This is a genomic window from Dictyoglomus sp. SSW, assembly GCF_055181335.1.
Map to the genome: position 1 here is coordinate 1783986 of NZ_CM143705.1, position 25699 is coordinate 1809684.

Annotated in this window: 25 protein-coding genes and 1 tRNA gene; 12 read left to right on the top strand and 14 right to left on the bottom strand. The window is 31.7% G+C overall.

Annotation, left to right across the window (positions count from 1 at the left end; translation table 11 throughout):
• Positions 1–12: 12 nt before the first annotated feature.
• The 3 genes from ACY3JM_RS08850 (at position 13) to ACY3JM_RS08860 (ending at position 1670) form a co-directional block, all read left to right on the top strand.
• Positions 13–693 carry a PrsW family glutamic-type intramembrane protease gene (locus ACY3JM_RS08850; protein WP_463083370.1) on the top strand — a complete coding sequence of 227 codons (681 nt, stop codon included), beginning with the start codon at positions 13–15 and terminating at the stop codon, positions 691–693.
• Positions 686–1402, top strand: a complete 717-nt coding sequence (locus ACY3JM_RS08855) for an HAD family hydrolase (RefSeq protein ID WP_463111304.1) — start codon at positions 686–688, stop codon at positions 1400–1402. The genes ACY3JM_RS08850 and ACY3JM_RS08855 overlap by 8 nt, the downstream gene beginning before the upstream one ends.
• A gap of 61 nt (positions 1403–1463) precedes the next feature.
• Positions 1464–1670: a hypothetical protein gene (locus ACY3JM_RS08860; protein WP_463083368.1), complete on the top strand. Its 207-nt coding sequence runs from the start codon at positions 1464–1466 to the stop codon at positions 1668–1670.
• A gap of 42 nt (positions 1671–1712) precedes the next feature.
• On the opposite strand, the gene ACY3JM_RS08865 is transcribed toward ACY3JM_RS08860, so the two are convergent.
• On the bottom strand, positions 1713–2636 hold the full coding sequence (locus ACY3JM_RS08865) for a D-2-hydroxyacid dehydrogenase (protein ID WP_463083367.1): 924 nt from the start codon (positions 2634–2636) through the stop codon (positions 1713–1715).
• Between the two features lie 50 nt (positions 2637–2686).
• Between ACY3JM_RS08865 and cysS the strand changes: the two genes are divergently transcribed.
• Positions 2687–4084: a cysteine--tRNA ligase gene (gene cysS, locus ACY3JM_RS08870; protein WP_463111305.1), complete on the top strand. Its 1398-nt coding sequence runs from the start codon at positions 2687–2689 to the stop codon at positions 4082–4084.
• A 3-nt stretch (positions 4085–4087) separates the two neighbouring features.
• Here the strand turns inward: cysS and ACY3JM_RS08875 are convergent, their stop codons facing one another.
• Positions 4088–5350 (bottom strand): diguanylate cyclase, encoded by a 1263-nt coding sequence (locus tag ACY3JM_RS08875; protein ID WP_463111306.1) that lies wholly within the window; start codon positions 5348–5350, stop codon positions 4088–4090.
• Positions 5351–5573: 223 nt separating this feature from the next.
• On the opposite strand from ACY3JM_RS08875, the gene ACY3JM_RS08880 reads away from it, so the two are divergent.
• The 5 genes from ACY3JM_RS08880 to ACY3JM_RS08900 all read left to right on the top strand — a co-directional run bounded on the left by ACY3JM_RS08880 (position 5574) and on the right by ACY3JM_RS08900 (position 10071).
• Positions 5574–5662 (top strand) — tRNA-Ser (locus tag ACY3JM_RS08880).
• Positions 5663–5750: 88 nt separating this feature from the next.
• Positions 5751–6857, top strand: coding sequence for a TIM barrel protein (locus ACY3JM_RS08885; protein WP_463083365.1), 1107 nt, complete (start codon positions 5751–5753; stop codon positions 6855–6857).
• Between the two features lie 200 nt (positions 6858–7057).
• Positions 7058–7510: a transcriptional regulator NrdR gene (gene nrdR, locus ACY3JM_RS08890; RefSeq protein ID WP_463083615.1), complete on the top strand. Its 453-nt coding sequence runs from the start codon at positions 7058–7060 to the stop codon at positions 7508–7510.
• A 22-nt stretch (positions 7511–7532) separates the two neighbouring features.
• On the top strand, positions 7533–9416 hold the full coding sequence (locus ACY3JM_RS08895) for a ribonucleoside triphosphate reductase (RefSeq protein WP_463083364.1): 1884 nt from the start codon (positions 7533–7535) through the stop codon (positions 9414–9416).
• A complete protein-coding gene (locus tag ACY3JM_RS08900) occupies positions 9388–10071 on the top strand; it encodes an anaerobic ribonucleoside-triphosphate reductase activating protein (RefSeq protein ID WP_463083363.1) in 684 nt (227 codons plus the stop codon). The genes ACY3JM_RS08895 and ACY3JM_RS08900 overlap by 29 nt, the downstream gene beginning before the upstream one ends.
• On the opposite strand, the gene ACY3JM_RS08905 is transcribed toward ACY3JM_RS08900, so the two are convergent.
• The 9 genes from ACY3JM_RS08905 to ACY3JM_RS08945 all read right to left on the bottom strand — a co-directional run bounded on the left by ACY3JM_RS08905 (position 10063) and on the right by ACY3JM_RS08945 (position 20531).
• Positions 10063–11244, bottom strand: a complete 1182-nt coding sequence (locus ACY3JM_RS08905) for an MFS transporter (RefSeq protein WP_463083362.1) — start codon at positions 11242–11244, stop codon at positions 10063–10065. The genes ACY3JM_RS08900 and ACY3JM_RS08905 overlap by 9 nt on opposite strands.
• 38 nt (positions 11245–11282) lie before the next feature.
• Positions 11283–12692 carry a DUF4388 domain-containing protein gene (locus ACY3JM_RS08910; protein ID WP_463083361.1) on the bottom strand — a complete coding sequence of 470 codons (1410 nt, stop codon included), beginning with the start codon at positions 12690–12692 and terminating at the stop codon, positions 11283–11285.
• 107 nt (positions 12693–12799) lie between these two features.
• Complete coding sequence (locus tag ACY3JM_RS08915) at positions 12800–13462, bottom strand: carbohydrate binding domain-containing protein (RefSeq protein WP_463083360.1); 663 nt, start codon at positions 13460–13462, stop codon at positions 12800–12802.
• A 60-nt stretch (positions 13463–13522) separates the two neighbouring features.
• A complete protein-coding gene (locus ACY3JM_RS08920) occupies positions 13523–14344 on the bottom strand; it encodes a carbohydrate binding domain-containing protein (RefSeq protein WP_463111307.1) in 822 nt (273 codons plus the stop codon).
• A 99-nt stretch (positions 14345–14443) separates the two neighbouring features.
• The gene (locus ACY3JM_RS08925) at positions 14444–16360 is read right to left on the bottom strand and encodes an ABC transporter substrate-binding protein (RefSeq protein ID WP_463083358.1); all 1917 of its coding nucleotides are present in this window, start codon (positions 16358–16360) and stop codon (positions 14444–14446) included.
• A gap of 18 nt (positions 16361–16378) precedes the next feature.
• Positions 16379–17389 carry an ABC transporter ATP-binding protein gene (locus ACY3JM_RS08930; protein ID WP_463083357.1) on the bottom strand — a complete coding sequence of 337 codons (1011 nt, stop codon included), beginning with the start codon at positions 17387–17389 and terminating at the stop codon, positions 16379–16381.
• Positions 17386–18384 carry an ABC transporter ATP-binding protein gene (locus tag ACY3JM_RS08935; RefSeq protein ID WP_463083614.1) on the bottom strand — a complete coding sequence of 333 codons (999 nt, stop codon included), beginning with the start codon at positions 18382–18384 and terminating at the stop codon, positions 17386–17388. The genes ACY3JM_RS08930 and ACY3JM_RS08935 overlap by 4 nt, the downstream gene beginning before the upstream one ends.
• 13 nt (positions 18385–18397) lie before the next feature.
• The gene (locus ACY3JM_RS08940; protein WP_463083356.1) at positions 18398–19537 is read right to left on the bottom strand and encodes an ABC transporter permease; all 1140 of its coding nucleotides are present in this window, start codon (positions 19535–19537) and stop codon (positions 18398–18400) included.
• 10 nt (positions 19538–19547) lie between these two features.
• Positions 19548–20531, bottom strand: a complete 984-nt coding sequence (locus ACY3JM_RS08945) for an ABC transporter permease (RefSeq protein WP_463083355.1) — start codon at positions 20529–20531, stop codon at positions 19548–19550.
• A gap of 264 nt (positions 20532–20795) precedes the next feature.
• On the opposite strand from ACY3JM_RS08945, the gene ACY3JM_RS08950 reads away from it, so the two are divergent.
• Together ACY3JM_RS08950 and ACY3JM_RS08955 are read left to right on the top strand one after the other, a co-directional pair.
• Positions 20796–21830, top strand: coding sequence for a LacI family DNA-binding transcriptional regulator (locus tag ACY3JM_RS08950; RefSeq protein ID WP_463083354.1), 1035 nt, complete (start codon positions 20796–20798; stop codon positions 21828–21830).
• Entirely contained in the window at positions 21827–22330 is a 504-nt protein-coding gene (locus ACY3JM_RS08955; RefSeq protein ID WP_463083353.1) for a ribonuclease H-like domain-containing protein, read from the top strand. The genes ACY3JM_RS08950 and ACY3JM_RS08955 overlap by 4 nt, the downstream gene beginning before the upstream one ends.
• On the opposite strand, the gene ACY3JM_RS08960 is transcribed toward ACY3JM_RS08955, so the two are convergent.
• Positions 22319–23302: a radical SAM protein gene (locus ACY3JM_RS08960; protein WP_463111308.1), complete on the bottom strand. Its 984-nt coding sequence runs from the start codon at positions 23300–23302 to the stop codon at positions 22319–22321. The two genes, ACY3JM_RS08955 and ACY3JM_RS08960, sit on opposite strands and share 12 nt — an antisense overlap.
• 51 nt (positions 23303–23353) lie before the next feature.
• On the opposite strand from ACY3JM_RS08960, the gene ACY3JM_RS08965 reads away from it, so the two are divergent.
• The gene (locus ACY3JM_RS08965; protein WP_463083351.1) at positions 23354–23548 is read left to right on the top strand and encodes a DUF6485 family protein; all 195 of its coding nucleotides are present in this window, start codon (positions 23354–23356) and stop codon (positions 23546–23548) included.
• A gap of 7 nt (positions 23549–23555) precedes the next feature.
• On the opposite strand, the gene ACY3JM_RS08970 is transcribed toward ACY3JM_RS08965, so the two are convergent.
• Together ACY3JM_RS08970 and ACY3JM_RS08975 are read right to left on the bottom strand one after the other, a co-directional pair.
• Positions 23556–24479: a cation diffusion facilitator family transporter gene (locus tag ACY3JM_RS08970; protein ID WP_463083350.1), complete on the bottom strand. Its 924-nt coding sequence runs from the start codon at positions 24477–24479 to the stop codon at positions 23556–23558.
• Positions 24480–24636: 157 nt separating this feature from the next.
• Positions 24637–25686, bottom strand: coding sequence for a uroporphyrinogen decarboxylase family protein (locus tag ACY3JM_RS08975; RefSeq protein ID WP_463083349.1), 1050 nt, complete (start codon positions 25684–25686; stop codon positions 24637–24639).
• Between the last annotated feature and the right edge of the window lie 13 nt (positions 25687–25699).

A 25699-nucleotide genomic window follows, 5' to 3' on the forward strand; every position in this document is an offset into this window, starting at 1 on the left:
TACCATAAAAATATGAATTTACTGCTAATATCTATAGCTCCAGGAATTGCCATCTCTTGGTATGTGTATCATAAAGATAGATGGAATAAAGAACCATCAAAAACTATAATTTATGCATTTATATTAGGAGCCCTCGTATCTTTTCCATCTGCATTTTTAGAAGTTGTTATAGATTTACTTAATTTATTTAAACCACACAGAGATTTAGCCTCCCTTTTTATATATACATTTTTCGGAATTGCACTTATAGAAGAAGGAGCAAAGTACTACGTCATTTATAAATTTATCTATCCCAAAGAAGAATTTGATGAACCCTTTGATGGTATTGTTTATTCGGTAATGGTTGGTATGGGATTTGCCACAGTAGAAAACATATTCTACGTCCTACCGGAAGGATATGTGGTAGGTTTTACAAGAGCTTTTTTGGCTGTACCTGCCCATTTTGTTATGGCTCTTTTTATGGGATATGCATTTGGACTTGCAAAGTTTGGTGTTAAGCCTGAAAAACATCTAACACAAGCATTATTCTACCCAGTTTTTTGGCACGCACTTTACGACTTTTTAATTTTGACAAATATATGGTATCTTTCCATCCTTATTCTACCAATTGTATATATAGTGGGAAGGTGGATATGGAAAAGAGGACAAACGCTGATTATAAATGAAAAAGGGGAGGAAAGTAAATATGATTAAAGCAATACTCTTTGATCTTGATGGCACCTTACTATATAGTGATTTAGAATTATTTACCAAACATTATTTCTCTATGTTAAGAGAAGAATTTAAGAAAATAGGAGATGCAGATTCTTTATTTAAAAGTTTAAATATTGCGGTAACGAAAATGATGCAAAATAGAGGACCTAAATCTAATAACGAGGTATTTTGGGAAGAATTCGAAAAATTAGTAAGCATAGATAGAAATATTATGGAAGATTTCTTTTATAACTTTTATATTGAAAAATTTCCAAAATTAAAAGATACGGTAAAAGCCAGACCAAATCCATACGCAAAAGAAGTTATTGAGAAAGCATTTGATTTAGGTCTCAAAGTAGTAATAGCCACTAATGCAGTTTTTCCACTCATAGCCATAAGGGAGAGATTAAGATGGGCAGAAATAGATAATTTTAATTATGACTTGATAACCTCTATGGAAATTATGCATGCTTGCAAACCATTTCCTGAATACTATAAGGAAATCTTGGAAAAAATAGGAGAAAAGCCAGAAAAAACCATAATGGTTGGAAATGATTTACAAGAAGATCTTTCTGCCAGCTCCTTAGGTATTATTACTTTTCTAACCAAGGATGGACAAATATTAAACGGAGATAAACCAACGTATACTCCTGACATTATAGGAAAAATGGAGGATCTTTTAGAGATTCTTCCTCTACTTTCTAAATAAGGCCTTTTGTTTTATAATATTTTTGTATTTGTTTTCTCACAAAATAAGGGAGGTGACAATTTTGTTAAGCAAGATATTAATCATTCTATTTGGTATTATCTGTATTGGATTAGGCCTATGGGGGCTCATAGTTTGGTGGTCCTATTTTCTGAAGGCTTTAATGGCTGGGGTACCAATATTTTTAATTTTCTTAGGAATAATTTTGCTTATCTTTGGATATACAGAATTAAAAACTATACTTTCGGAAAAAAGAGAGAAAAAAGAATAATATATTAAAAAGAGGGGGACTTAATGCCCCCTCTTTTTTTTACTAATAACCAGCTTCTTTATCTACCACATTGATCATCCTTTCTACATTAGGATACTCTTTCAGATTCTTCAAAAAAATCTCCACTACCCTTTCATCATAATAAGGAGTCATTCCTGCAATATGCGGTGTTATAATTACATTCTCCATATCCCATAATGGGCTATCATTAGGTAAAGGTTCATTATAAAATACATCAAGTAGTGCACATTGTATTTTATTTTCCTGTAAAGCCTTTATTAAAGCCTTTTCATCTACTGTTCTACCTCTTCCCACATTAACAAAAATAACATTATTTTTCATTTTATTAAATTCTTCTTCAGAAATAAAATTTTCTGTTTCCTTAGTAAGAGGCAGTACTATCACAATAATATCTGAATCGTTCAAAAGCTTATCTAAATCTTGAAAAGTCAATAACTCATCAGGTTGTATTTTTATATTCTCTTTTTTCTTTTTAAGCCCTATAACCCTTATATCAAAACATTTAGCAATTCTTCCTATCTCTTGTCCTATATTACCGTAACCTATTATACCCATAGTTTTTCCAGTAAGTTCATCACACCACTCTATCTCATCTTTATTCCACCTTTTCTCTATTTTTCCTTTTATTGCCACATTTATCCTACGAGTCCATGAAAGAATTAAACCAAAAACATGTTCAGCAATAGATTTCGGATGAACTCCACTAGCAGAAGTCAAGATTACATCAGAGTTAATAATATCATCATAAAGCATATGATCCACACCCGCAGATGTTAATTGTATCCACTTTAAACTTTTAGCTTTCTTGAACTCTTCTTTGTTTAATCCCCAACCCAAAAATATATCCGCCTCTTCAATATTATCAGTTATTTCAACATTTTGACTAAGAGCTAAGATTTTATTAATATACTCTTTTTTTAATGGATACCTAACATAAATTTTCATAGAAACCTCCTTTGAAAAAGAATATCATTTTATGATATAATCTTACCACTATGGACTTATACCTTTATAATACTTTAACAAAGAAAAAAGAAAAGTTTGAACCAATAAATCCACCCTATGTGGGAATGTATACTTGTGGCCCTACAGTTTATAACTACGCCCACATAGGAAACTTAAGAACCTATATTTTTGAGGACATTTTAAAAAGAGTATTAATTTATAATGGATATATAGTTACTCATGTAATGAATATAACTGATGTGGGACATCTTACTTCTGATGCTGATGAGGGAGAAGATAAGATTGAAAAGGAAGCAAAAAAGGAAAGAAGAAGTGCATGGGAAATTGCAGAGTTTTACACCGAGGCTTTCAAAAGAGATTTGAAAAAATTAAATATTTTGGAACCAACTATCTGGTGTAAGGCAACAGATCATATACCTGACTTTATAGAACTTATAAAAATCCTTGAACAAAAAGGCTACACCTACAGGACATCTGATGGAATATATTTTGATACCTCAAAGGTGCCTGACTATGGTAAATTAGCAGGACAAGATTTAGAAGAGCTTCTACCAGGAGCAAGGGTGGAATTTAACCCTGAAAAAAGAAATCCTACTGATTTTGCTCTATGGAAATTCTCTCCTAAGGATGTAAAAAGGCAGATGGAATGGGATTCTCCATGGGGAGTAGGTTTTCCTGGATGGCATATTGAATGCTCAGTTATGTCTACAAAATATTTAGGACAACCCTTTGATATCCACTGTGGTGGTGTGGATCATATTCCTATTCATCATACAAATGAAATAGCCCAGTCTGAAGCTGCATATGAAAAGCCGATGGCTAAATATTGGTTGCACGGAGAATTCCTCATTATGGGAGAAAAGAAAATGGCAAAATCCGAAGGAAATTTTCTTACATTATCAGATCTGGAAGAAAAGAGTTATCATTCATTAGCATATAGATATTTTTGTCTTACCGCTCATTATAGAAGTCCATTAAGATTTACATGGTCAGCTATTGAAGGAGCACAAAGAGCTTTAAATAGACTTTATGAAAATATGAAAAGATATCCCAAGATAAAAGCTGATTTTGATAAAGAGTATGAAGAAAGATTTCATCAAGCCATAAATGATGATTTAGATATGCCAAAAGCACTTGCCATTTTATGGGAACTTGTGAAAGATGATAAAATAGCACCCGAGGTTAAGAGAGCTACAATTATTCAATTTGATAAAGTATTCGGATTATCCTTAGATAACCCTCCAGAAGTTAAAATTGAAGTACCTGAAGAAATTTGGCAACTTTTAGAAGAAAGAGAAAAAGCGAGAAAGGAAAAAAATTGGGAAAAAGCTGACAAAATTAGGGAAGAAATAAAACAAAGAGGTTATATAATAGAGGATACACCCCAAGGACCAAGAATCAAAAAAGCCACAATCCTTAATAAATAATTTTTATTTCTTTTCTTTATCTTTATACATTCTTTCATCAGCAATCTTTATTAATTCATCTAAGGACTTGCTATCTTCAGGGTAAGAGGCTATACCAAAGCTAAACCCTAAACTAATGCCATCAATATTTGAAAATCTTTCTTTAAAATCACAAAGGGTTCTCTTCATTATTTTCTCTGCCATTTCTCTTGTTGTATTTATAAGAATAATACAAAACTCATCTCCTCCAAACCTTATAATTACATCCCCAGATCTAAAATTCTTTTTAAAAAATTCTACTACTTCTTTTAGTATTTGATCCCCTACATCATGACCAAATTTATCATTAACATCCTTAAAATTGTCTATATCAACAAAGACAAGAGAAAAATAAATATTTTTATCCACTAATTCTTTGAAAATAACATCTAAATATCTTCTGTTGTAGGTTTGAGTTAAAACATCCAAATAAGCTATCTCTTTCATAATATCTCTTTCTATTAACAACTTTTCTTCTCTTATCTTGATCTTATCTATCATATTTTTAAAAGCTCTCATAAAATCGCCAATTTCGTCTTTTCTATGAATATCAAAATCCACATCATAATTTCCTCTTTCTATTTCCCTTGCTATTAGTACTAACTTCTCAAAAGGTCTCATTATATAGGAAATTAGAAATTGGGAAATCAAAAGAGATGATATTAATATAAAAAGAGTAAATGATATAAGCATTATTAAAGATGATCTATATATTAAATATATAATCTTGCTCTCTTTTTCTATATGAACCAATATGTTTTCACTTAAAGGAATCTCAATATGATAGGATGGATACTCATAATAATTTCTTAACTTTTCTTCTCTAACATCTCCTATATTTAAAATCGTTATTTTAGCATCTAAAAAATTCTCCCATTCTCTAATTATCTCTTCATCTATAGGTTTTGCAAACAACAAATAGGCATCATAAAAATATCTTTTATCATCGCTCATTACTGGACCTACAGCACATAGAAATACCTTTTCTCTATAAGAATAGAAGAAAACTTCTACCTCTTTTATTTTCTCTTTTAGAAAATCTTTTGGGATATTACGGAATGAAGAAGTGATAATTTCTCCATCTTTTGTAAAAAGAATCACATCATATTTAAGGGTTTTCTTAACCCATGGATTAATATTTGCCTCTAAAAACTCCTTGTCTCTTCTCTTAACTCCTTTTTCTCCCAAATCCATCCAATAAATATAATCTGATAGATTAACAATTAAAATACTCTTTTCTTTTTCCAATAATTTACTAAATAAGCTTTGAGTATTTCTAACTTCTTTGTTTATATTTTCTCTGAAAACGTTTTTTACAAGGAGTATACCCCCGAGAATAAAAACAAAGGAAATAAAAATATTAGTAATCACTAAAATCAAAGTTATTTTGGTTCTTAGACTTATCTTTTCTTGACCTCCTTTTCCATATTGAATAGATTATATCATAAGTTTTTGCTAAAATATTCATGAAGGAGAGGTGGCCGAGTGGACGAAGGCGCTCGCCTCGAAAGCGAGTAGGCTGACAAAGCCTCGTGGGTTCGAATCCCACCCTCTCCGCCATATTTTTTTAATTACCATTAAAACGATTGCCTAAATAGATCTCTTATTGTAAAATATTTTAAAAACTAATAATAAGGAGGTATAAATTATGCCCTTTGTAGATCATCGTTCTCAAAAGATTAGGAGGAATAAAGAGGAACTTCTTAAACATCTTCAAACCTTCAAATTAGATCTTAAATTTTCAGTGGGTATCTGGTACTTCACTCCTGGAGGTGGCAGATTCCATGAACCTTACGTAGAACAAAAAAGTATTCCAGAAAGAATAGAAATGGCTGCTGAAATGGCTAAATATGGAGTGAAGGGAATAGAAGCTCACTATCCTGCAGAAGTCAATGAAGAGAATCTTCATCTTTATAAAAAACTCGAAAAAGAAGCTGGAATAAGACTTGTTGCTGTTCCTTTAAGCCTTTTTTACGATAAAATATTTGAATTTGGCTCTCTTTCTAATCCTTATGAAAAATATCGTAAGGTAGCCTATGAAAGATTAGTAAACGGTTTAAAATTGGTAAAAGAAGCTAACGCAGATATTTGTATAATATGGCCTGGAATTGATGGATATACTTATTCTTATGGACACCTTTACTATCATATGTGGGATACCTTTGAAGAATTAGTAGCCCAAGCTATGGACGAAGTACCAGGAGTACAAGTTGCTATTGAACCAAAACCTTATGAACCAGCACCAAACAATATATACAGAACTACTGCTGATGGAATATTAGCTGCGAGAGACATAGAGTCAAGACTCAAAAACCCCGAAAATCTCAAACTAATAAATGAAGGACATGCATTAGTAGGCTTAAATCCAGAGGTGGGTCATGTCAGAATGGGATTTGAGGATCTTCCTTATGCTTATGCCAGAGTTGCAAGAGAAGGTAGACTATTCCACACTCACTGGAACAGCCAACCTCTCGGAAACTATGACCAAGACCTAAATGTGGGAGTAGTTGACTGGGATTCTACAGAAGCATTACTTTATACACTAAAGATGATAGGTTATCAAGGATATTTTGGAATTGATATAAATCCTGAAAGAATGTCTGTACAAAAAGCAATAGAAATCAATACAAAAGTCCTCAACATTATGAATGAGAGAATTGAAAGACTACCTCACGAAAGAATCATTGAGTGCTATTTTGATCCAGAAAATCACAGAGGAGAATTAGAGTTAATCTTAGCAGAAAACCACAAATAAGAAGATCTTCATTAAGAGGGGGAGAAATATATCTCCCTCTCTTTTTTAACCTTTTTTAACTTATGGTCAAAAAATTATAAAATAACTCATAATTTAAAATTTTTTGGTAAAAAAATCCTCATATCTCAGTTTTTTCCCCTTTGAACTATATATTGAGTTGTGATATAAATATAACCACAATATTTAGTGGGGGTATAGAAATGAGATGTCCATTTTGTAATTATGAAAATACTTCTGTTATTGATACCAGAGAAATAGAAGATCAAAGAGTAATAAGAAGAAGAAGAGTATGTCCAAGATGTAAGGGAAGATTCACCACCTACGAAAGAATAGAAGAAAAACCTATTATGGTAATCAAAAAAGATGGTAGAAGAGAACCTTTCGATAGAAATAAGCTTTTAGCAGGTTTACAAAGAGCAGTAGTTAAAAGAAATATTGATAGCGAAAAATTAGAAGCTATTATTGATGAAATTATAGGGGATATAAAGAAACAAGGAGTAAGTGAAATTTCCTCAAAGGAAATAGGAAAAATGGTATTAGAAAAATTAAAAGATTTAGATGCAGTTGCATATGTAAGATTTGCTTCTGTATATCAAGAGTTTAGTTCCTTAGAAGAATTTGCAAAACTTCTTTCTCAGATGAAAAAAGCATAAACTAAGCAAGGAGGTATGAAAAATGATTAGTAATCTGAATGATCTTATAAAAGAATACTTAAACAGAGAAGACTGGAGAGTAAACGAAAATTCAAATATGGGATATTCTCTCCAAGGCTTAAACTATTATCTTTATTCTTCTCTTATAGCAAGATATTGGTTAGAAGAAATCTATCCTCAAGAGATAGCAAGGGCTCATCAAAATGGAGATTTTCATATACATGACCTTGGATCTCTTTCAGTATATTGTGTGGGTTGGGATTTAGAAGATCTACTTTTAAAAGGATTTGGAGGGGTAGAAGGAAAAGTTGCCAGTAAACCAGCCAAACATTTCAGAACCGCTTTAGGACAAATTGTAAATTTCATGTTTACACTACAAGGTGAAGCAGCAGGAGCTATTGCCTTTTCAAATTTCGATACACTGCTGGCTCCATTTATAGCTTACGATAATCTTACTTATAAAGAAGTAAAACAAGCTATGCAAGAATTTGTTTTCAATCTTAATATTCCTACTCGAACGGGATTTCAAACTCCGTTTACTAATTTAAGTTTTGATTTAGTAGTACCAGATGATTTAAAAGATAAAAAAGTAATAATAGGAGGAGAAAGAAAAGAAGCCACATATGGAGAATTTCAAAGAGAAATGGACCTTTTAAATGAAGCTTTTGCAGAAGTAATGATAGAGGGTGACGCAAATGGAAGAATCTTTACCTTCCCTATACCAACTTATAGCATAACAAAAGATTTTCCATGGGAAAAGTCAAACTTAACTAAAATTTGGGAAATGACAGCTAAATATGGTACTCCTTACTTCTCAAACTTTGTTAACTCAGAAATGGATCCTTCAGATGTAAGATCTATGTGCTGTAGATTAAGATTAGACAATTCTCTGGTAAGACAAAGAGCTTTAAGTTTTTCTTTAAATGTAAATAATAAAAATGTGGATGAGTTGAAACATAGAGGCGGCGGATTATTTGGAGCAAATCCTCTTACAGGAAGTATTGGTGTGGTAACAATAAATATGCCCAGACTTGGTTATTTATCTAAGAATGAAGAAGAATTTTTTGAAAGACTATATTATCTAATGGATCTTGCAAAAGAAAGCCTTGAAATAAAAAGGAATGTAATAGAAGATCTCACACATAAAAATTTATATCCTTATTCCAAATATTATCTTTCTGGAGTTTATGAGTTAACAGGACAATATTGGGGAAATCATTTTGCCACCATCGGACTTATAGGTATGCATGAGGCATGTGTAAATTTACTTGGAGAAGGTATAGATACATCAGCTGGAAGGGAATTTGCCATAAAAGTTCTTAAATTTATGAGAGAGAAACTTTTAGAATATCAAAAAGAAACTAATAATCTTTACAACTTAGAAGCTACTCCTGGAGAAGGTACATCCTACAGATTAGCAAGAATAGATAAGTCAAAATATCCAGACATTTATACCTCGGGAGATAAAGAACCCTTCTATACCAATTCTACTCAACTTCCTGTTGATTATTCAGCAGATCCTTTTGAAGTGTTGGAACATCAAGATGAGCTCCAAAGTCTCTATACAGGTGGTACTGTATTGCATATATTCTTAGGTGAAGCATTGGAAGATATAGAAATGGTAAAAGAGGCAGTAAAACTTATCACAAATAACTATAGATTGCCATATTTCACATTAACTCCCACCTTTAGCATATGTCCTGAACATGGTTATCTTAGAGGAAATTACGAAAAATGCCCTACTTGTGGAAAAGAAACAGAAATTTATTCAAGAGTAGTAGGATATTACAGACCTGTTAAAAGTTGGAATAAAGGAAAACAAGAAGAGTTTAAATTAAGAAAAACCTTCACGTTGACATTAAAGGAGAGGAGAAAACATGAAAATCTCAGGTTACCTGGGATTTAGTCTCGTAGATTATCCTGGTAAACCAAGCTTTGTTATATTTACTCAGGGTTGTAACTTTCGTTGCCCCTTCTGTCACAATCCTGAGCTTATATCTACAAGGAAAAAAGGTATTTATTCTGAAGATTTTATAATAGAGGAAATTGATAGGAGAAAAAAAATAATAAAGGGGATTGTAATAACAGGAGGGGAGCCTACACTAAATGAGGATCTTCCCTCCTTTTTATTTAAATTAAAAAGAAAAAGATATTCCATAAAATTAGATACAAATGGATCAAATCCTAAAATGCTTATAGAACTAATCAAAGGCAAATTAGTTGATTATGTGGCTATGGACTTTAAAACATCACCCTCAAAATATGCTATGGCAATAGGACTTTCAGAAGAATTAGTTCAAAAATATTTAAATAAGATAAAAGAATCTTTAAGAATATTAAAAGAAAGTAACATTAACTTCGAGATTAGAACCACTGTAGTACCAAACATTGTAGAAAAAGAAGATATTATAGAGATAAAAAATATTATTGAAGATGTGCCTTACTATTTACAAACCTTCAAACCTGAAAAAACTTTAGATCATAATTACAGAAAACTATCTCCTTACTCCAAAGAATATTTAAAGGAGCTCAGTATATTGTCAAAAGGAAATTTAAGATAAATTTTTTAATCTACTATTTTTAATCTCTTTTAGAATTAAAAGCCCAAGAATAGAAGAAATTAATCCCTGCAAGAAATTAATCCTATATCCACCCAGATCAATAGTCATTCCAGAAGTAAAATATGCCAAAACCTGTGCCATAGAAATCATAAGAGTATTAACACCCACAAAACTTCCTGCTTTTCCCTTAGGTATATATTCAAGAACAAGACTATAAGGAATAACCATTAAAGACCCTAAACTAATGCCATAAATTATAGATGCAATAAAAGCATGAAAAATCCTGTAGGTTTGAGAAAATATAAAACTGCTCAATCCAAAAAGAAATAAAGAAAAAACAGAAAGTTTTTCTTTAGAATACTTATCAGCAAGGAAACCAGATACAAACGTAGAAATGGCAGTTAAAATTCCAAAAATAGCAAGTACTACCATATAATCATTAATAGAAGCTGAAAGAGCATCTTGAAAGAATAAAAGAATAAATGAACTAACCGACGAAACACCATACCAAATTGAAAATTGAAGAAAAAATAATAAAAACCATAATCTTCCTTTAAAGAATTCTAAATCTAATTTTAGATTTTCTTTTTTACTATCACCTGGTTTTTCAGGTAAAAATAATAGAAAAAATGCAGAAACTAACGTCCCATATTTAAGGAGTTTAAATACTAAATTAGATGCATGGGCAATTACCACGATGAATATATATAAACCTTGAAAAAATTGAGATGTAAAATTTATTATACCTGTTGCACGAGCATATGTATCTTTAGCTATCAGATCAGGAATTAGAGCTTGATAAATGGAAAAACCAGAATAAAAAAACATAAAAGAGAAAGTTATATAAAGATACAAACTGGATATGTCTTTTACTTTTTCAAGGCCACAAACAGAAAAAAGAAATAAAATTAGAAAAAATATTATTAAAATTTTTCTTCCTTTAAGAAAATTCCTAAGTTTATCTGATAAATATCCAATTAATGGGGGTACAACTATCCCTATAAAGCTTCCAAGAGAAAGCAAAATACCAATCTCTGTCTTTGATGAAACAAATTTATTTACAAAAAATACTAATGAAAAACTCCTAAAAGCTTGGAAAAAAGAAAAACTAATACCTCCCAAGCTAATAAGAGCAATAATCCTTATAAATAAACCTACATTTATTATTTTCACAATAATGTAATTTTACCATTTCTTGCTGTTAAAAAAAATTATTTTATATATGTCTCATTTAATAAATTAGCAACAGCAAGTTTTACCTGTTGAGAAGAAAATCTCTCAACGTTCTTAAGCACGTTATTAATTACCTCCTCTATTTCTTCCCTAGAAAGTACTTTAATTGCAAAATCATACACTACCTTAAGAGCTTCTCTTAAAAACGCTCTTAATTCATCTTCTTGCGATTTGGCTACATTTTTATAAAAATAGGGGAAATTAGGCTTAGCTTCAAAAGTTAGATGAGAGAAAAGATGCTTTACATCTGAAAGACTTTCATATATGAACTTATCCCAATCTTTTTTAAATTCCTCAGCCTTTCCCTTCTTTTCTAAATTTATAAGTATATCTTGCCAGAAATTAAAGAAATAATTCAAAAAATCAAGTTTTAAATTATCTCCTAAAGGTAGAACTAATTTTTTATCAATTACTGATTTTACAAGTTGTAATTTTCTTAGTTCACCAAAAGGTAAAATATCAAGCATTTCTCTTAAAACTCTCTTACCATCAAAAGACCAAAGAACAATATTTTCTTCAATAATTTCACTATGTTTTATAGGTACATACACCTTCTCCATATAAGGTTCTAATTCTTGGCTAAGAAACAAGATTTTTCCCGTATCAATAACATTGTTAATCTCAAGCTTTCTATAACTTTCTATAAAATGGAAAACATCCTTTATTACTGAAAAAAATTCAGAATTTGGAATATCCCTAATTAAAGGAAATATATTAAACCATTCTACTTTTCTATCACGAGTTAGAATTTCAAAAGTAAGTTTATAGGCAGATGGCATTCTATTTAATGTATCTGTCCATTTTTTACGAAAATCTCTTTCATTTTCCTTTTCAAGAGTATAAATAAAATATCTCCAGAAAGTATAAACCCAAAACAGATTTAAGTTTTCGTCTATTCTTAAAAGATTTCTATTTTTTCTAAGCTTTTCAATAATTCTTAAAGTCCTTGCTTCACCATAAGGAGAGTTCAAAATAATTTCCTTTGCAGGTCTAAGTCCATCAAATAACATTCCTACATACTTTTCTTCTTCATTGAGGTTAGTAATATTAATAAGTAGAAAGATAAGATCACCTAAATATTCAATAAGATCAATATCCTTGGACACATCTACAAGTATATGGAGAGGATCTAAACTTAAGTTTGCTTTAGGAGCTTTTTCATCTTGAAAGAAAGTAAAATTTCCTTCTTTCCATAAAGCAAGTCCTAATATAGCATCATTATCTTCACAGTTATCTGCTTTAATATGCTTAATTCTACCTTCTTCAAAATAGACATCAGTCTTTTTAGTACCATGCGTTAACTGTAGTCTTCCTGTTTTTCTACTAAAGGATAAAATCTCAAGAACTTCCCATAATGAAACGCTTTTCAAATCTCCATTTAAACTCATATTCCTCTCCTCTTCCCTTATTTTTTTAAAGGGGAAAGCATTCTCAGCTTTCCCCTATATATTATAACATAGTTTTAAGATAAATTTAAAATTTCCCTTTTTATAAATTATTTAATAACCTTTGCTACCAATTCGAATAATTTAGGAGTAATTCTAAAGGCACTCTTCCCTTCTACAATCACAAGGTCATCAATATAAAAATCGAGAGAAGTATTTGATGGAGCCTCCACATATAAGCTAAGATCAAGAATAGAAACATTAGCAGGAATCTCGTAAGTACCAGAAAGCTCTACCCATTTTCCATTAGGTACGTTATTTTCATGCTTTATCCAATCATATTGAGTGTTAGAATCGGTATCATATTTTCTCTGCATAGTAAGGCCTAAATACTGACTTGATCCAGATTTTTGCATTACCCATACAGATATGCTATAAACCTTACCTGGCTTTAATATATCCTTCAACTGAATCTGAGCGCCATGCCATCCTGCACTTCTTCCAGAGACATATAAACTATACTTACCTGTATGTGCCTCTTTATCGGTTACTAAGATCTTCACATTATCCCCTCTTGCTGTCCATCCTTCTTCTTTGGAACTTTCAAAAGTTGTGATAATTAAAGCGTTAGGAATATTTGGTACTGAAGCAACCTCTTTCTTAATCTCTTCTAAAATTTGATTTTGTTCTGTGTTAGACATAGGAGCCTTAGCACAGCCAGCAATAAAAAACAATACTATCAATAAAGAACAGATACTAAAGACCCTTTTCATACTCGGTACCTCCCTTGTTTATAAATTTTTAGAAATGGTGGAAATTGTTTTTCCTCTCTCCTACTTTACCATTAAACCATCTATGTAATAGGACAAAGATTGATCTGGCGATTCAACATAAAGTAAAAGTTCTATTGCATCAGTAGGTACATTATAAGAACCTGAAAGCTCTACCCATGTCTCATTAGGTACATTCTTTTGCCAGACAATAGTATCATAGTTTGTACTTCCATCATTATTCGTTCTTTGCATAGTCAAAGTTATTTTTTGCTCTGATCCAGAATTTTGATAAACCCATACCTTTATACTATAAGTATTACCAGGTTGCAAATACTGTACTCCATCTTGAGAAAGTAAAGGTATTTGAGCTCCATGCCAATTACTGCTTCTACCAGATACGAATAAAGAATAATTTCCATATTTTGCCACATCAGAATTTATATTTATAGATACCCCTGATCCCCTTGGTTGCCAAGATTGAATGGTTTCGTCCTCAAAACTTGTGCTAACAATTGGAACTTCAATTTGAAACTCATTCGATATCCTATTACCCTTATCATTATAAGCTTTTATTCTATAAGAATATACACTATTACGGGAAACACTATCATCAATATAAGAGGTCGTGTTAGGTTCTAATTGCGCTATTGATTCATATTGACCACTACTTGTTTTTCTTTCTACTATAAACCCATCTTCATTATTAGAATTATCCTTCCATACAAGTTTAACTCTTACCTCAGTTAATATGGGATCTACTAATTCAGCAATTAAATTAGAAGGTGCTTCAGGTAGTCCCTCTAATGATGTCTTTGGAGTACAGCCCCCAATTAGAATAAAGATACAGAATAATAAACAAAGGACCAATAACTTTTTAAACATTACTTTGCACCTCCCCTTTATTTAAAAAAGTTTGTATAAACGTTTTAGAAAAATATAAAAAGGGGGAGAAGGGATATAATTCCCTTCTCCCTCAAAATTCTATTGTTTAAAGAAAAATTGTTCTGGGAATGAGTTAAGTTCAGATCTATAAGGATCATCCCATAGTATTCCAGATGGGACATTTCTTAAATTGTTCTTTACTATTACAAGCTGAGGCAATCCTCCCACTGTTCCAATAATCCAAATATTCTTTCTATGTAAAGCTATGATTTGCTTTATTATTGTATCTCTCTTTCTTGCATCCACAGTTCTATTAAATTCATCCCATAGATCATATATTTTTCTAATATCTCCAGAAGGTTCTTCTCCTTCTTGTCCTTTAGTCCAATACCATCTGGCATAAAGAGGTGCCCAAGGACCATCTGTCCATGTTCCAAGTAATCTTCCTGCATTTATAGCCACATTACTCATACGATCCATAACCCAAACACCAATTTCTATATCACCTGAATTACAATTTGTGGTATATAAACTTCTATCAACCTGTTTAACTATAGTTTTTATACCTATAGCCTCCCAATAGCTCTTAATAAGCTCCATTGTGCTCATATTAGCACTTCCTGGATATGTAGTAAAACTTACTATTAGCTCAATTGGTTTTCCATCTGGACCTAATCTAAATCCATCTTTCCCAACTTTTAAGCCCATTGCATCTAACAATATTTTAGCTCTCCCAGGATCATATTGAGCATAAGCTTTTGCCCAAGTCTCATCATAATATGCAGCTCCAGGTGGAATAGCTGCTTGCATTGGTACTCCTAAACCAAAGTAAAGAATCTTATTAATTTCTTCTCTGTTAATAGCAAGAGATAAAGCTTGTCTAAATCTTACATCTTGGAATAGTTTTCTCTTTACAGGATCTTTTATATTTTGATTTAGATATATAGCAGGATCTGCCCCTGTACCAGTCCTCCAAACAAGTACCCTGTAATTTCCTTTATCTTTATTTTGCATGAATAAAGTATAATTGGGAAGCCTCATATGTCTTGCTTGAAAGTCTATCTCTCCAGCTATAGCCTTCATATTTATCATTTCTGCATCACTAACAAGGTAGTGTACTACTCTATCAATATATGGTAATTGGTTCCCTTCGGTATCTACTACTGGATAATAAGGGTTTCTTTCCATAACGAATACTGGCTCATTAGGACTCTTGCTCACAATCTTCCAAGGTGACATGGTAGGTAAATCTGGATTCTGTATATAATCAATCATAAATTGGAATAGCTCATACCATTTATTAAAACCTTTTTGTTTGGCCATAGCCTCCAACTTGTCTTTTGGTGTATATTTAGGATGAAATTGAGAGAGATAATGCTTTGGTGCATAAAAGCTAAAAGATCCTTTTGAATTATCAATAAACCATCCTTGGGTTGGGAAGGTATAAATAAACATCGGATTTGGATTTTTAAATTCTATTCTAAAAGTATAATCATCAACCTTAACAAATTTTGCTCTAACCCCATCCTGTACAAAAGCAGATGGGAATGTAGGAGTAAGCTCCTCATTACCTATTACATCTTCATACCAGAAAATTACATCATCAGTTGTAAGTGGATGGCCATCTGACCATTTTAATCCTTCTCTTAACTTAAAAGTAAATATCCTACCATCCTTAGAAATAGTATATTTCTCTACAAGCCATGGAAGAATCGTCTTACTATCAGAAGCCCATCTCATTAAATTGTTAGCATCATAGCATATTTTAGCAATACCCCATCTATCACCAGGTCCTGTCCAAGCTCTTCTTAGAGTACCTCCATATCTACCAACTTCTTCAAGAGGTTTTACAACAATTGGATTTTTTGGTAATCTTTGCTCTACTGGTGGAAGTTTTCCTTCTTTTACAAGAGCCGAAAGCATAGGTGATTCATTGTATTTCTTTTGTCCTACAATAGTATTTCCGAAGATTAACAAGAATATTAACAAGAGAGATAATATTTTTATGGATCTCATCTTTTAACCCCCTCTCATCTATACAATTGGAATACCCTTCAAGTCAAGTTCTTTAGCAAAATGACAAGCCACGTAATGTTCATTACCTATATCAATTAAATCTGGCATCACCTCCTTACATATTTCCTTAGCATAATTACACCTTGGATGAAAATAACATCCAGAAGGAGGGTTTGAAGCATCAGGTACTTCTCCCTTTAATAAAATTCTACGAGTTCGCATCTTCGGATCAGGTTTCGGAACAGCAGAAAGTAAAGCTTCTGTATATGGATGTCTTGGTTTTTCAAAGATTTCCTCTGTCCTTGCCAATTCTACAATCTTACCTACATACATAACAGCCACCCTATCACAAATATGTTCTACTACTCCTAAATCATGAGATATAAAAAGATAGGTTAAATGAAATTCTTCTTGTAAATCTTTAAGAAGATTCAACACTTGGGCCTGAATTGAAACATCAAGAGCAGAAACTGGTTCATCACAAACCACTAATTTAGGATTAAGAGCCAAAGCCCTTGCAATACTTATTCTTTGTCTCTGTCCACCAGAAAAAGCATGAGGATATCTTCTCATATATTCAGGTCTTAATCCAACTTTCCTCATTAAATCTGCTACCCGTTCCTCTAACTCCTTACCCTTTGCAATCCCATTTACAAGAAGCGGCTCTCCAATAATCTCTTTAACAGTCATTCTTGGGTTCAAAGATCTAAAAGGATCCTGAAAGACCATCTGCATATATTTTCTAACTTTATTTAATTCATTATTGGGTAGCTTAGCCACATTAATAGATATTCCATCAACATGAAGAATAACATCTCCTCCTGTTGGGTCATATGCCCTCAATATTACTTTACCAGTCGTAGTTTTTCCACAACCAGACTCACCAACAAGCCCTAAGGTTTCTCCCTCCCTTACAAAAAAGCTAATATCATCTACAGCTTTAACCGTTGCAATCTGTTTTTTAAAGAAGCCTTTTGTCACAGGAAAATATTTCTTCAAATTTTTTACTTCCAAAAGGATACCATTCATGACTTTTCTACCTCTCCATAAAGTAAACAGCTCACTTTATGTCCTGGTTTTACTTCTTTTAATTCTGGAACTCTTACATTACATAAACCATTTACAAATTGTGGACATCTTGGATGAAATGTACAACCAGTTGGCATATTGTAAGGATCAGGAACAATTCCTTTTATAGCTTTTAATCTTCCCCTAACTTTCTTTCCTATTTTAGGAATAGATTCCAATAAGGCTTTCGTGTAAGGATGTAAGGGGTCATAGAATATATCTTCCACCGAACCACTCTCCACTATCTTTCCAAGATACATTACTATAACCTCTTCTGCCATTTCTGCTATAACTCCTAAGTTATGGGTTATCATCATAACTGCCATGCCAAATTGTTTCTGTAATTCCTTCATAAGCTCTAATATTTGAGCTTGAATTGTCACATCTAAGTTAGTTGTAGGTTCATCCGCTATCAATAATCTTGGTCTACAAGATAAAGCCATAGCAATCATTGCCCTTTGTAACATTCCACCACTGAATTGATGAGGATATTCATCTATTCTCAATTCTGGTCTTGGAATTCCTGCAATCCTCATTAACTCAATTGCTGCTTCTCTCGCAGACTTTTTGTCAAGCTTTTGATGTAACATAATAGCCTCTATAATCTGTTCCCCCACAGTATGTACAGGAGAAAAAGAGGCTCCAGGTTCTTGGAATATCATAGCAATCTCTTTCCCTCTTATACTTCTAATTTCGTTTCCCTTAGGATCTAACTTTACCAGATCAATAATTTCTCCATCTCTATATAAAAAGATTTCTCCTTGAATTTTACTTCTTGGACCAGTTAACTTTAATATGGAAAGGGCGGTAACGCTTTTACCACAACCCGATTCTCCAACAATCCCAAGAGTTTTTCCTTGCTTAATATCAAAGCTAATTCCATCAACTGCCTTTACCACTCCCTCTTCTAACACAAAATACGTTCTTAAATCTTTTACTTCCAATAATTTATCCATCATTTATTCCTCCTTATCTCGCATAAGGATCTGCCGCATCCCTCAAACCATCTCCTACAAAATTAAAAGAAAGAACAACTAATATTACAAACAAAACAGGAAGGAGTAACCAAGGAGCCAATGCCACAGTTCTAAAGTTTTGAGCATCCTGTATTAAAACCCCCCAACTAAGAGCAGGTGGTCTTATACCTAAGCCCAAGAAACTAAGAGATGTCTCTCCAATAATCATGCTAGGTATTGACAGGGTTAAAGAAGCTATAATATGGCTTAAGAAAGATGGTAATAAGTGTCTAAATATAACTCTTCTTTCACTGGCTCCAGCTAATTTTGCAGCTGTAACAAAATCTTCCTCTCTTAAAGACAAAAACTTACTTCTTACCTCACGAGCAAGACCCGTCCAACCAATAAAAGAAAGTATTATGGATATTGCAAAATAAACCTTTACAGGAGACCAATTAGCAGGTACAGCTGCGGAAAGTGCCATCCATAGAGGTAATGTTGGTATACTTCTTAAAATTTCTATAACTCTTTGAATAAGCAAGTCAAAAGGACCACCAAAATATCCTGAAATACCCCCAATCACTATTCCAAAAATAAAACTTAAAAAAATACCTACAAGACCCACAGTGGTAGAAATTCTCGTACCATATATTACCCTAGAAAATACATCTCTGCCTAAGCTATCAGTACCAAATAAAAATATGTGTCCATCTCCCTCTACTCCAAATAGATGAATATTACTTTTAAATAAACCTAATACTTTATACTCATGGCCCCTAACAAAAAATTTAATAGGATACTTTTTGGATTTATCTTCTGTATAGATCCTTTTTAAGGTATTAGGATCAACCTCCATTTTATATGCATATACAAAAGGCCTCAAATGAAAGCCAGTTTCATCAATAAAATGAATTTTTTGAGGTGGTGCAAGTACATAACGAACATCGTATTTGTAGGGATCACTTGGAGCAAAAAATTCACAAAAGACTGCAATTATATAAAAGATTATTAATATTATACCTCCTAAAATAGCCAATTTGTTTCTTTTGAATCTCCACCACATAAGTTTCCATTGAGAAGCCACATAAATTTTTTCCTCCTTCTCTATATAACTTTCTTCTATTATTTCTTCTCTCTTTTCCATCTTTGACATATTATCCCTCCTATTCATACCTTACCCTTGGATCTACCCATGCAAGAAGAATATCTGAGATCAATGTACCCAATAAGGTTAAACAACTTAACATAAGGAGGAATGCACCAGCTAAATACATATCCTGATTTCTTAAAGATTCTAAGAGCAAAGGTCCTGATGTAGGTAAATTTAATACGATAGCTGTAATCTCAGCTCCTGAAACCAAAAACGGAAGTGACCAACCAACAGTACTTATAAAAGGAATTAAAGCTATTCTAAGAGGATATTTAAATACTACTTTCCATTCTTGAAGTCCTTTTGCTCTTGCTGTTAATACATATGGCTTATTCAATTCATCTAAAAGATTAGCTCTTAGAGTTCTTATCATTCCTGCTGTGTTTGCAAGTCCAATAATCACTACTGGAACCCATATATGTTTCAACATATCTAAAAATTTTGCTAAACTCCAAGGAGCTTCTAAATATTCAGGAGAAAAAAGTCCTGTAAGATTTTGTCCAAAATAAGCATAAGCTACCCATAGCAATATTAAAGCAACCATAAAAGCAGGTACAGAAAGACCAATATATCCTAAAAAGGTAAATAAATAATCTCCAAAAGAGTATTGGTGAGTGGCAGAGTAGGTACCAATTAAAAATCCTACAACCCATATAAAGATAAGTGTAAATAAAGAAATAACGAAGGTTATTGCAAGCCTTTCTCCTATGAGTTCACTTACTGGTCTATTATATAAAAGAGATCTACCAAAATCCCCATGTAACACATTCCATATCCATAATAAATATTGCTCCCATATGGGTTTATCAAGACCATATTGTTTTTTTAAAGCTTCAATTGTTTCAAGATTTACAGACTCACCACTTGTAGCAAGTTGAGCTATATAAGAAGTAAGAAAATCCCCTGGAGGAAGTTGTATCACTATAAAAACAATTATAGATATAAAGAACAAAGTTAATATCATATATAGAAGTCTTTTGATGATATATTCTTTCACTTCTTTTCCCCCTTTAATCTATTCCAAGGATAATTTTTTGGTCCCCTAAAAATTATTATCTACTTTATAAGAAAACGCTTTGCAATCGTTTGCTTATAATATAAATTAAATTTTATTTTATGTCAATATTAAAGAAAGGTTTCATAAAAAAACTAATAAATGGTTCCAGTTTTATATTTCTTCTTGAAAGAATTCTTAAAAAAATTTAGAATAAAACAAACTGATTACAAAAAAATAAAAAATTTAAAGGAGAGAAGGAAGCATATGAGAAGACAAGAAAAAAAATCTCCAACAATGAAAGATGTGGCTAAATTAGCGGGAGTTTCCATTAGTACTGTTTCTCATGTGATAAATAAAACAAGATATGTAGAAAAAGAAACAAGAGAAAGAGTATATGAAGCTATAAAAACCTTAGGATATAGACCTAACATTTTAGCTAGTAGTTTACGAAAAAAAATAACTAATACCATAGGATTAATAATATCTAATATTACAAACCTATTCTATCCAGAGGTTGTTAGGGGCGTAGAGGATTATCTCACAAAATTTAACTATAATCTAATATTATGTAACTCTGATGAAGATGTAGAAAAGGAAAAAAACTATATAGAAGTGCTATTTAGTAGAAGAGTAGATGGATTAATAATTACTCCAAGTAAAAGTAGTGAAACAAGAGAAAATCTGGATTTATTTAGGGAAAAAAATATACCAATTGTTTTAGTAGATAGGAAAATAGAAGGATTAGATGAAGATGTGGTTTTAGTAGATAATGTGAAAGGTACTTATGATGCTATAAATTATTTAATAAGTTTAGGACATAAGAGAATTGGTATAATTACAGGACCATTAGACACTACAACAGGGTATGAAAGATTGGAGGGATATCTTAAAGCTTTAGAAGATAATAATATTAAAAAAGATAACAATTTAATTTATGAAGGAGACTTTAAAGAAAAGGGAGGTTATGAAGGAACAAGCTATCTTTTAAACTTAAAAAATCCACCAACAGCTATTTTCTCAAGTAATAACTTAATGGTGTTAGGATCACTAAAAAGGATTACTGAAATAGGAGTAAAAATTCCTTCTGATCTATCATTAATATCTTTTGATGATATGGAATGGTTCCCATATTTTTCACCCCCCTTAACAGCTGTATATCAACCAGCATATGAACTTGGTGAAACAGCTGTAAAACTTTTATTTGAAAGGCTTAAAAGAGGCAGAAAAAAGAAAAAAGAGGTTATACTACCCACCAAATTAGTAATAAGAGAATCATGTGCTCCCCCTAAAAAAATATGATTAAAATATATAATGCTTATTTAGATATTGAAACCACAGGGCTAAATCCTGCATCATCTTATATTACAGTTGTAGGTATACTTTTGGAAAACGATTATGAAGAATATTTTCACCAACTAATAGGTCCTGAAATAACAGCTTATAATATCATAATTTTATTGGAAAAAGCTCATACATTGTATACTTATAATGGATCTCGTTTTGATTTACCTTTCATAAAGGAAAAATTAGGTCTTGATCTTGAAGAACATATATACCATCAGGATTTAATGTATTCATGCTGGAAAAGGGGTTTATACGGAGGCTTAAAAAGAATTGAGGAAAAATTAGGTATCACAAGAAAATTAAAAAATATAGATAGTAAGATGGCTGTAATCTTATGGAATCATTATATAGAATATGGAGACATCTACGCTTTAAGATTATTATTAGAATACAATCGTGAAGATGTGATAAACCTTAAAATATTGAAGGAAAAATTACTACCATTAAATTTGTAATTTCCAACACTGGAAATCCTCAGCATATATATCATCAAAAAAGGAATAAGTCAAGGCCCTACAACCTATACAATCAGCCTTAGAACATAAACGGCACTTTCCCTTTAATTTATTTCTACTAAAATTATCCCTAAATTTTACAATCTTTTCATAAATTATACTGAAATCATCATATAAAGCATTTCCCAAAATCAAAGGTAATCTCCTACAAGGGTAAATGTCTCCATTCGGCATAATAGCACATGACTCTCCTAAATTGCACAAGGCTCCCCAGATAGTATTTTTCTCAAAATCAACATAAAAAGCTTTATAGGGTAAGAGATCTTCAACTTCACCATCACTCCAAAATGAAATTCTTTCTACTACATCATACCATTCCTTATAAGAAAGAACCATTTCTTTAATCTTATTTCCTTCGCCTAACGGAATAAATCTTTCAAGTATAAAGCCCTTTGCTCCTACTTTTTCTGCAAGCCTGTACATCAGATCCAATTCTTTGTAATTATATTTTGCTAGAGTGAACATTAACAGAAAAGGATATGAGATATTTTCAAGATTACTTATAACTCTTTTAAAAACCCCTTCTCCTCTTATAAGGTCATTAGTTTTTTCTGTCGCTCCTTCCAAAGAAACTTTTAAGTATTTTAATCTTTTAAACTTTTTAAGATGATTTTCATCCTTAAAATTTACACCATTAGTTATTATATTAACATCCTTAATTACCTGAATCTTTTCAATTTCTTCTAAAAGAGGAATTAAATGGGGGAATAAAAAAGGTTCACCACCCGTTAAATTGATGCTAACAGTCTCAAAGTTTTGCTTCTCAAAGTAATTCACCAAATTATAAAGGATCTTTTTAATATCATCAAAAGACTTATCTTTTCTATTATCATAACTATCTTGATAACAATGCTTACATCTAAGATTACAAAGATCTGTTAAATGCCATTGGAAAGAAAATTCTTTACCCATAAATAAATCTCTATATTTTGATATAATATGTATAAAAGGAGGTGATTTCTGATGGCTGAATGTAAAATACAGAATAATTTAAATAAATGTAATTGTACTTACGAGCCTTGCCCAAGAAAAGGTATTTGTTGTGAGTGTTTAGCATATCACAGAAGTCATGGAGAGCTTCCAGCATGTTATTTTCCTCCCGAAGTAGAAAGAACTTATGACAGATCTATAAGAAGATTCATTTCTTTGTATAAATAGGGAGGATTTAATCCTCCCTTTCTCCTTTTGGGTCAATATGAACCACAACATCTGAATTTTCAATATTTTTCTTTATAGAATCTTGAACCCTCAAAGCAATTTCATGAGCTTCTTTTGCGGTAAGATTATTTTCTACCTCGATATGTATAGTTATTACCTTTTGATTTTTATAATCATGCACTAATATATCGTGATAGTTTAAAACACCTGGTATAGAACATACAATACTTTCTATTTTCTTTATAAACTCCAATTTAGGGGCTTCTCCTATAAGAAAATTAGTAGAAGATTTAATCAAATCAAAACCAACTAAAAAAATTAATAACGAAACAATCAATCCTAAAATACCATCTAAGATATACCATTCAAACATTGCAAAGACAAGACTAAGAGCCACAAGAATAGTAGCAATAGCATCACTTCGGTGATGCCATGCATCAGCAATTAGGGTTGATGAATCAATCTTTTCTCCAAGAAAAATAGAAAATCTAGCCATCCATTCTTTAAAAATTGCAAAAATTATGAGTAATAGAAAAACCATAAGATTAAAACTAACTTTTTGAGAATGTAAAATTCTTTCAAAAGATTCTTTAGCAAGCTCAATTGCTACTATGATAAGAAGAATAGCTATTACAAGAGTGGCTATCTCTTCTATCCTACCATGGCCAAAAGGATGTTCCTTATCAGCAGGTTTATTCCCTAATCTAAAGCCAAGGATAACGATGATAGAAGTTAAAACATCAGAAAGAGAATGAAAAGCATCAGCTATAAGAGCAATACTTCTTAAATATACACCAGAAAAGTATTTAAAGAGAAAAAAAATCAAATTACCTACCACACTTATCCAACCTTCTAAATATCCTACATACCTTCTATCAACTTCTTTTTTAGAAAATATTTTTTCAAAAAGCCAGGCATTGAATTTCTTCATTGTTTATCCTCCTAAAAACAAAAATTCCTGCATTTCGCAGGAAGTCCCGCAAGCATATTAACAAAGCTTGCTGCCTTTAGATTACAAGGCCCGGCTTTATGGCCTGATCTTCCTTAAAAGGATTATATAAGATAAATTTTTAAAAGTCAAAAAACAATTAAAATTTGAATTTCTTAACTGCTTCTATTAAGGCTCTAATATTTTCTCCTGGTGTCCCTGGAGACACACCTCCTCCAGCTGATAATATAATACCCTTTTTTTGACCATAATCTTTTAATATATTTTCAACACTTCTTTTTACATCTTCTTCTTTTCCTTTAACAAGGATATCAAGAGGTGGAACATTTCCCATAAGACATATTTTCCCTTGAGTCATTTCATAAACATCTTTTATATTTTGAAGATGAGTAAAATTAAAAATATTAATTCCTAAATCTGGTAAATACTTGTAAAAAACATTATTATTTGTATCATTATGATAAATCTTAACTGGGAAATCAAAAGTAGAGAATATCTTTTTCAAAGATGGATGTACAAATTCTAAATAATCACGTTCAGAGAAGAAACCCACTATATCATCTAACACCAATATCCCCTCTACCTCATGCAATATTTCTATCTGAGCAGTAAGAAAATCAATTACAAGTTCTGTTGTAATATCAATTAGCTTTTTAGCCTCTTCTGGATATAATTTTATAGATACTAAGAACTCAGTAACCCCCATTAAATGAGACGCTACTGCAAAAGGTCCTCTTGCAGCTACAATTTTTATTGATTCACCCATACTATTTATTTTAGGTTCTACATATTTATATAATTCAAGTACAAGAGGCATTAGACCATCAGTTTTAGGATTTGGTTTTTTTACTCTCTTTAAAAATTCTGGAAGATCATCTGCAGAATATATAATTGGTTCTATACTTGGTGTAGAATTTTCATAGAAAATTATTTTTGATCCAAATCCTGAAGGCTCTTGTGCCATACCATATTCAACCCAAAAATCGGGTATAAAAATAACTTCGGAAAACTGTTTTTTTATCTCCTTATAAGCCTCAATCCAAATCTCAGGAACAACATAAAACTGTAGATGAGAAATTCCCAAATATCCAGGAATCCATGGACTATCCACAATCAGTGCTATAGGAATATCATCTTGTTCCTTAAACTGAACCGCTTTTAATAAAATATCCCAATCTTTTTCTTTCATCTCATTCTCCCCC

What these genes read in the sequence shown, in the direction of transcription:
- ACY3JM_RS08975 (WP_463083349.1), bottom strand. Translation starts at nt 25,686, where the DNA reads ATGAAAGAAAAAGATTGGGATATTTTATTAAAAGCGGTTCAGTTTAAG.
- ACY3JM_RS08885 (WP_463083365.1), top strand. Translation starts at nt 5,751, where the DNA reads ATGCCCTTTGTAGATCATCGTTCTCAAAAGATTAGGAGGAATAAAGAG.
- ACY3JM_RS08940 (WP_463083356.1), bottom strand. Translation starts at nt 19,537, where the DNA reads ATGTCAAAGATGGAAAAGAGAGAAGAAATAATAGAAGAAAGTTATATA.
- ACY3JM_RS08900 (WP_463083363.1), top strand. Translation starts at nt 9,388, where the DNA reads ATGAAAATCTCAGGTTACCTGGGATTTAGTCTCGTAGATTATCCTGGT.
- ACY3JM_RS08935 (WP_463083614.1), bottom strand. Translation starts at nt 18,384, where the DNA reads ATGGATAAATTATTGGAAGTAAAAGATTTAAGAACGTATTTTGTGTTA.
- ACY3JM_RS08930 (WP_463083357.1), bottom strand. Translation starts at nt 17,389, where the DNA reads ATGAATGGTATCCTTTTGGAAGTAAAAAATTTGAAGAAATATTTTCCT.
- ACY3JM_RS08865 (WP_463083367.1), bottom strand. Translation starts at nt 2,636, where the DNA reads ATGAAAATTTATGTTAGGTATCCATTAAAAAAAGAGTATATTAATAAA.
- ACY3JM_RS08850 (WP_463083370.1), top strand. Translation starts at nt 13, where the DNA reads ATGAATTTACTGCTAATATCTATAGCTCCAGGAATTGCCATCTCTTGG.
- ACY3JM_RS08910 (WP_463083361.1), bottom strand. Translation starts at nt 12,692, where the DNA reads ATGAGTTTAAATGGAGATTTGAAAAGCGTTTCATTATGGGAAGTTCTT.
- ACY3JM_RS08895 (WP_463083364.1), top strand. Translation starts at nt 7,533, where the DNA reads ATGATTAGTAATCTGAATGATCTTATAAAAGAATACTTAAACAGAGAA.
- ACY3JM_RS08920 (WP_463111307.1), bottom strand. Translation starts at nt 14,344, where the DNA reads ATGTTTAAAAAGTTATTGGTCCTTTGTTTATTATTCTGTATCTTTATT.
- ACY3JM_RS08960 (WP_463111308.1), bottom strand. Translation starts at nt 23,302, where the DNA reads ATGGGTAAAGAATTTTCTTTCCAATGGCATTTAACAGATCTTTGTAAT.
- ACY3JM_RS08855 (WP_463111304.1), top strand. Translation starts at nt 686, where the DNA reads ATGATTAAAGCAATACTCTTTGATCTTGATGGCACCTTACTATATAGT.
- ACY3JM_RS08915 (WP_463083360.1), bottom strand. Translation starts at nt 13,462, where the DNA reads ATGAAAAGGGTCTTTAGTATCTGTTCTTTATTGATAGTATTGTTTTTT.
- cysS (WP_463111305.1), top strand. Translation starts at nt 2,687, where the DNA reads ATGGACTTATACCTTTATAATACTTTAACAAAGAAAAAAGAAAAGTTT.
- ACY3JM_RS08970 (WP_463083350.1), bottom strand. Translation starts at nt 24,479, where the DNA reads ATGAAGAAATTCAATGCCTGGCTTTTTGAAAAAATATTTTCTAAAAAA.
- ACY3JM_RS08955 (WP_463083353.1), top strand. Translation starts at nt 21,827, where the DNA reads ATGATTAAAATATATAATGCTTATTTAGATATTGAAACCACAGGGCTA.
- ACY3JM_RS08925 (WP_463083358.1), bottom strand. Translation starts at nt 16,360, where the DNA reads ATGAGATCCATAAAAATATTATCTCTCTTGTTAATATTCTTGTTAATC.
- ACY3JM_RS08965 (WP_463083351.1), top strand. Translation starts at nt 23,354, where the DNA reads ATGGCTGAATGTAAAATACAGAATAATTTAAATAAATGTAATTGTACT.
- nrdR (WP_463083615.1), top strand. Translation starts at nt 7,058, where the DNA reads ATGAGATGTCCATTTTGTAATTATGAAAATACTTCTGTTATTGATACC.
- ACY3JM_RS08950 (WP_463083354.1), top strand. Translation starts at nt 20,796, where the DNA reads ATGAGAAGACAAGAAAAAAAATCTCCAACAATGAAAGATGTGGCTAAA.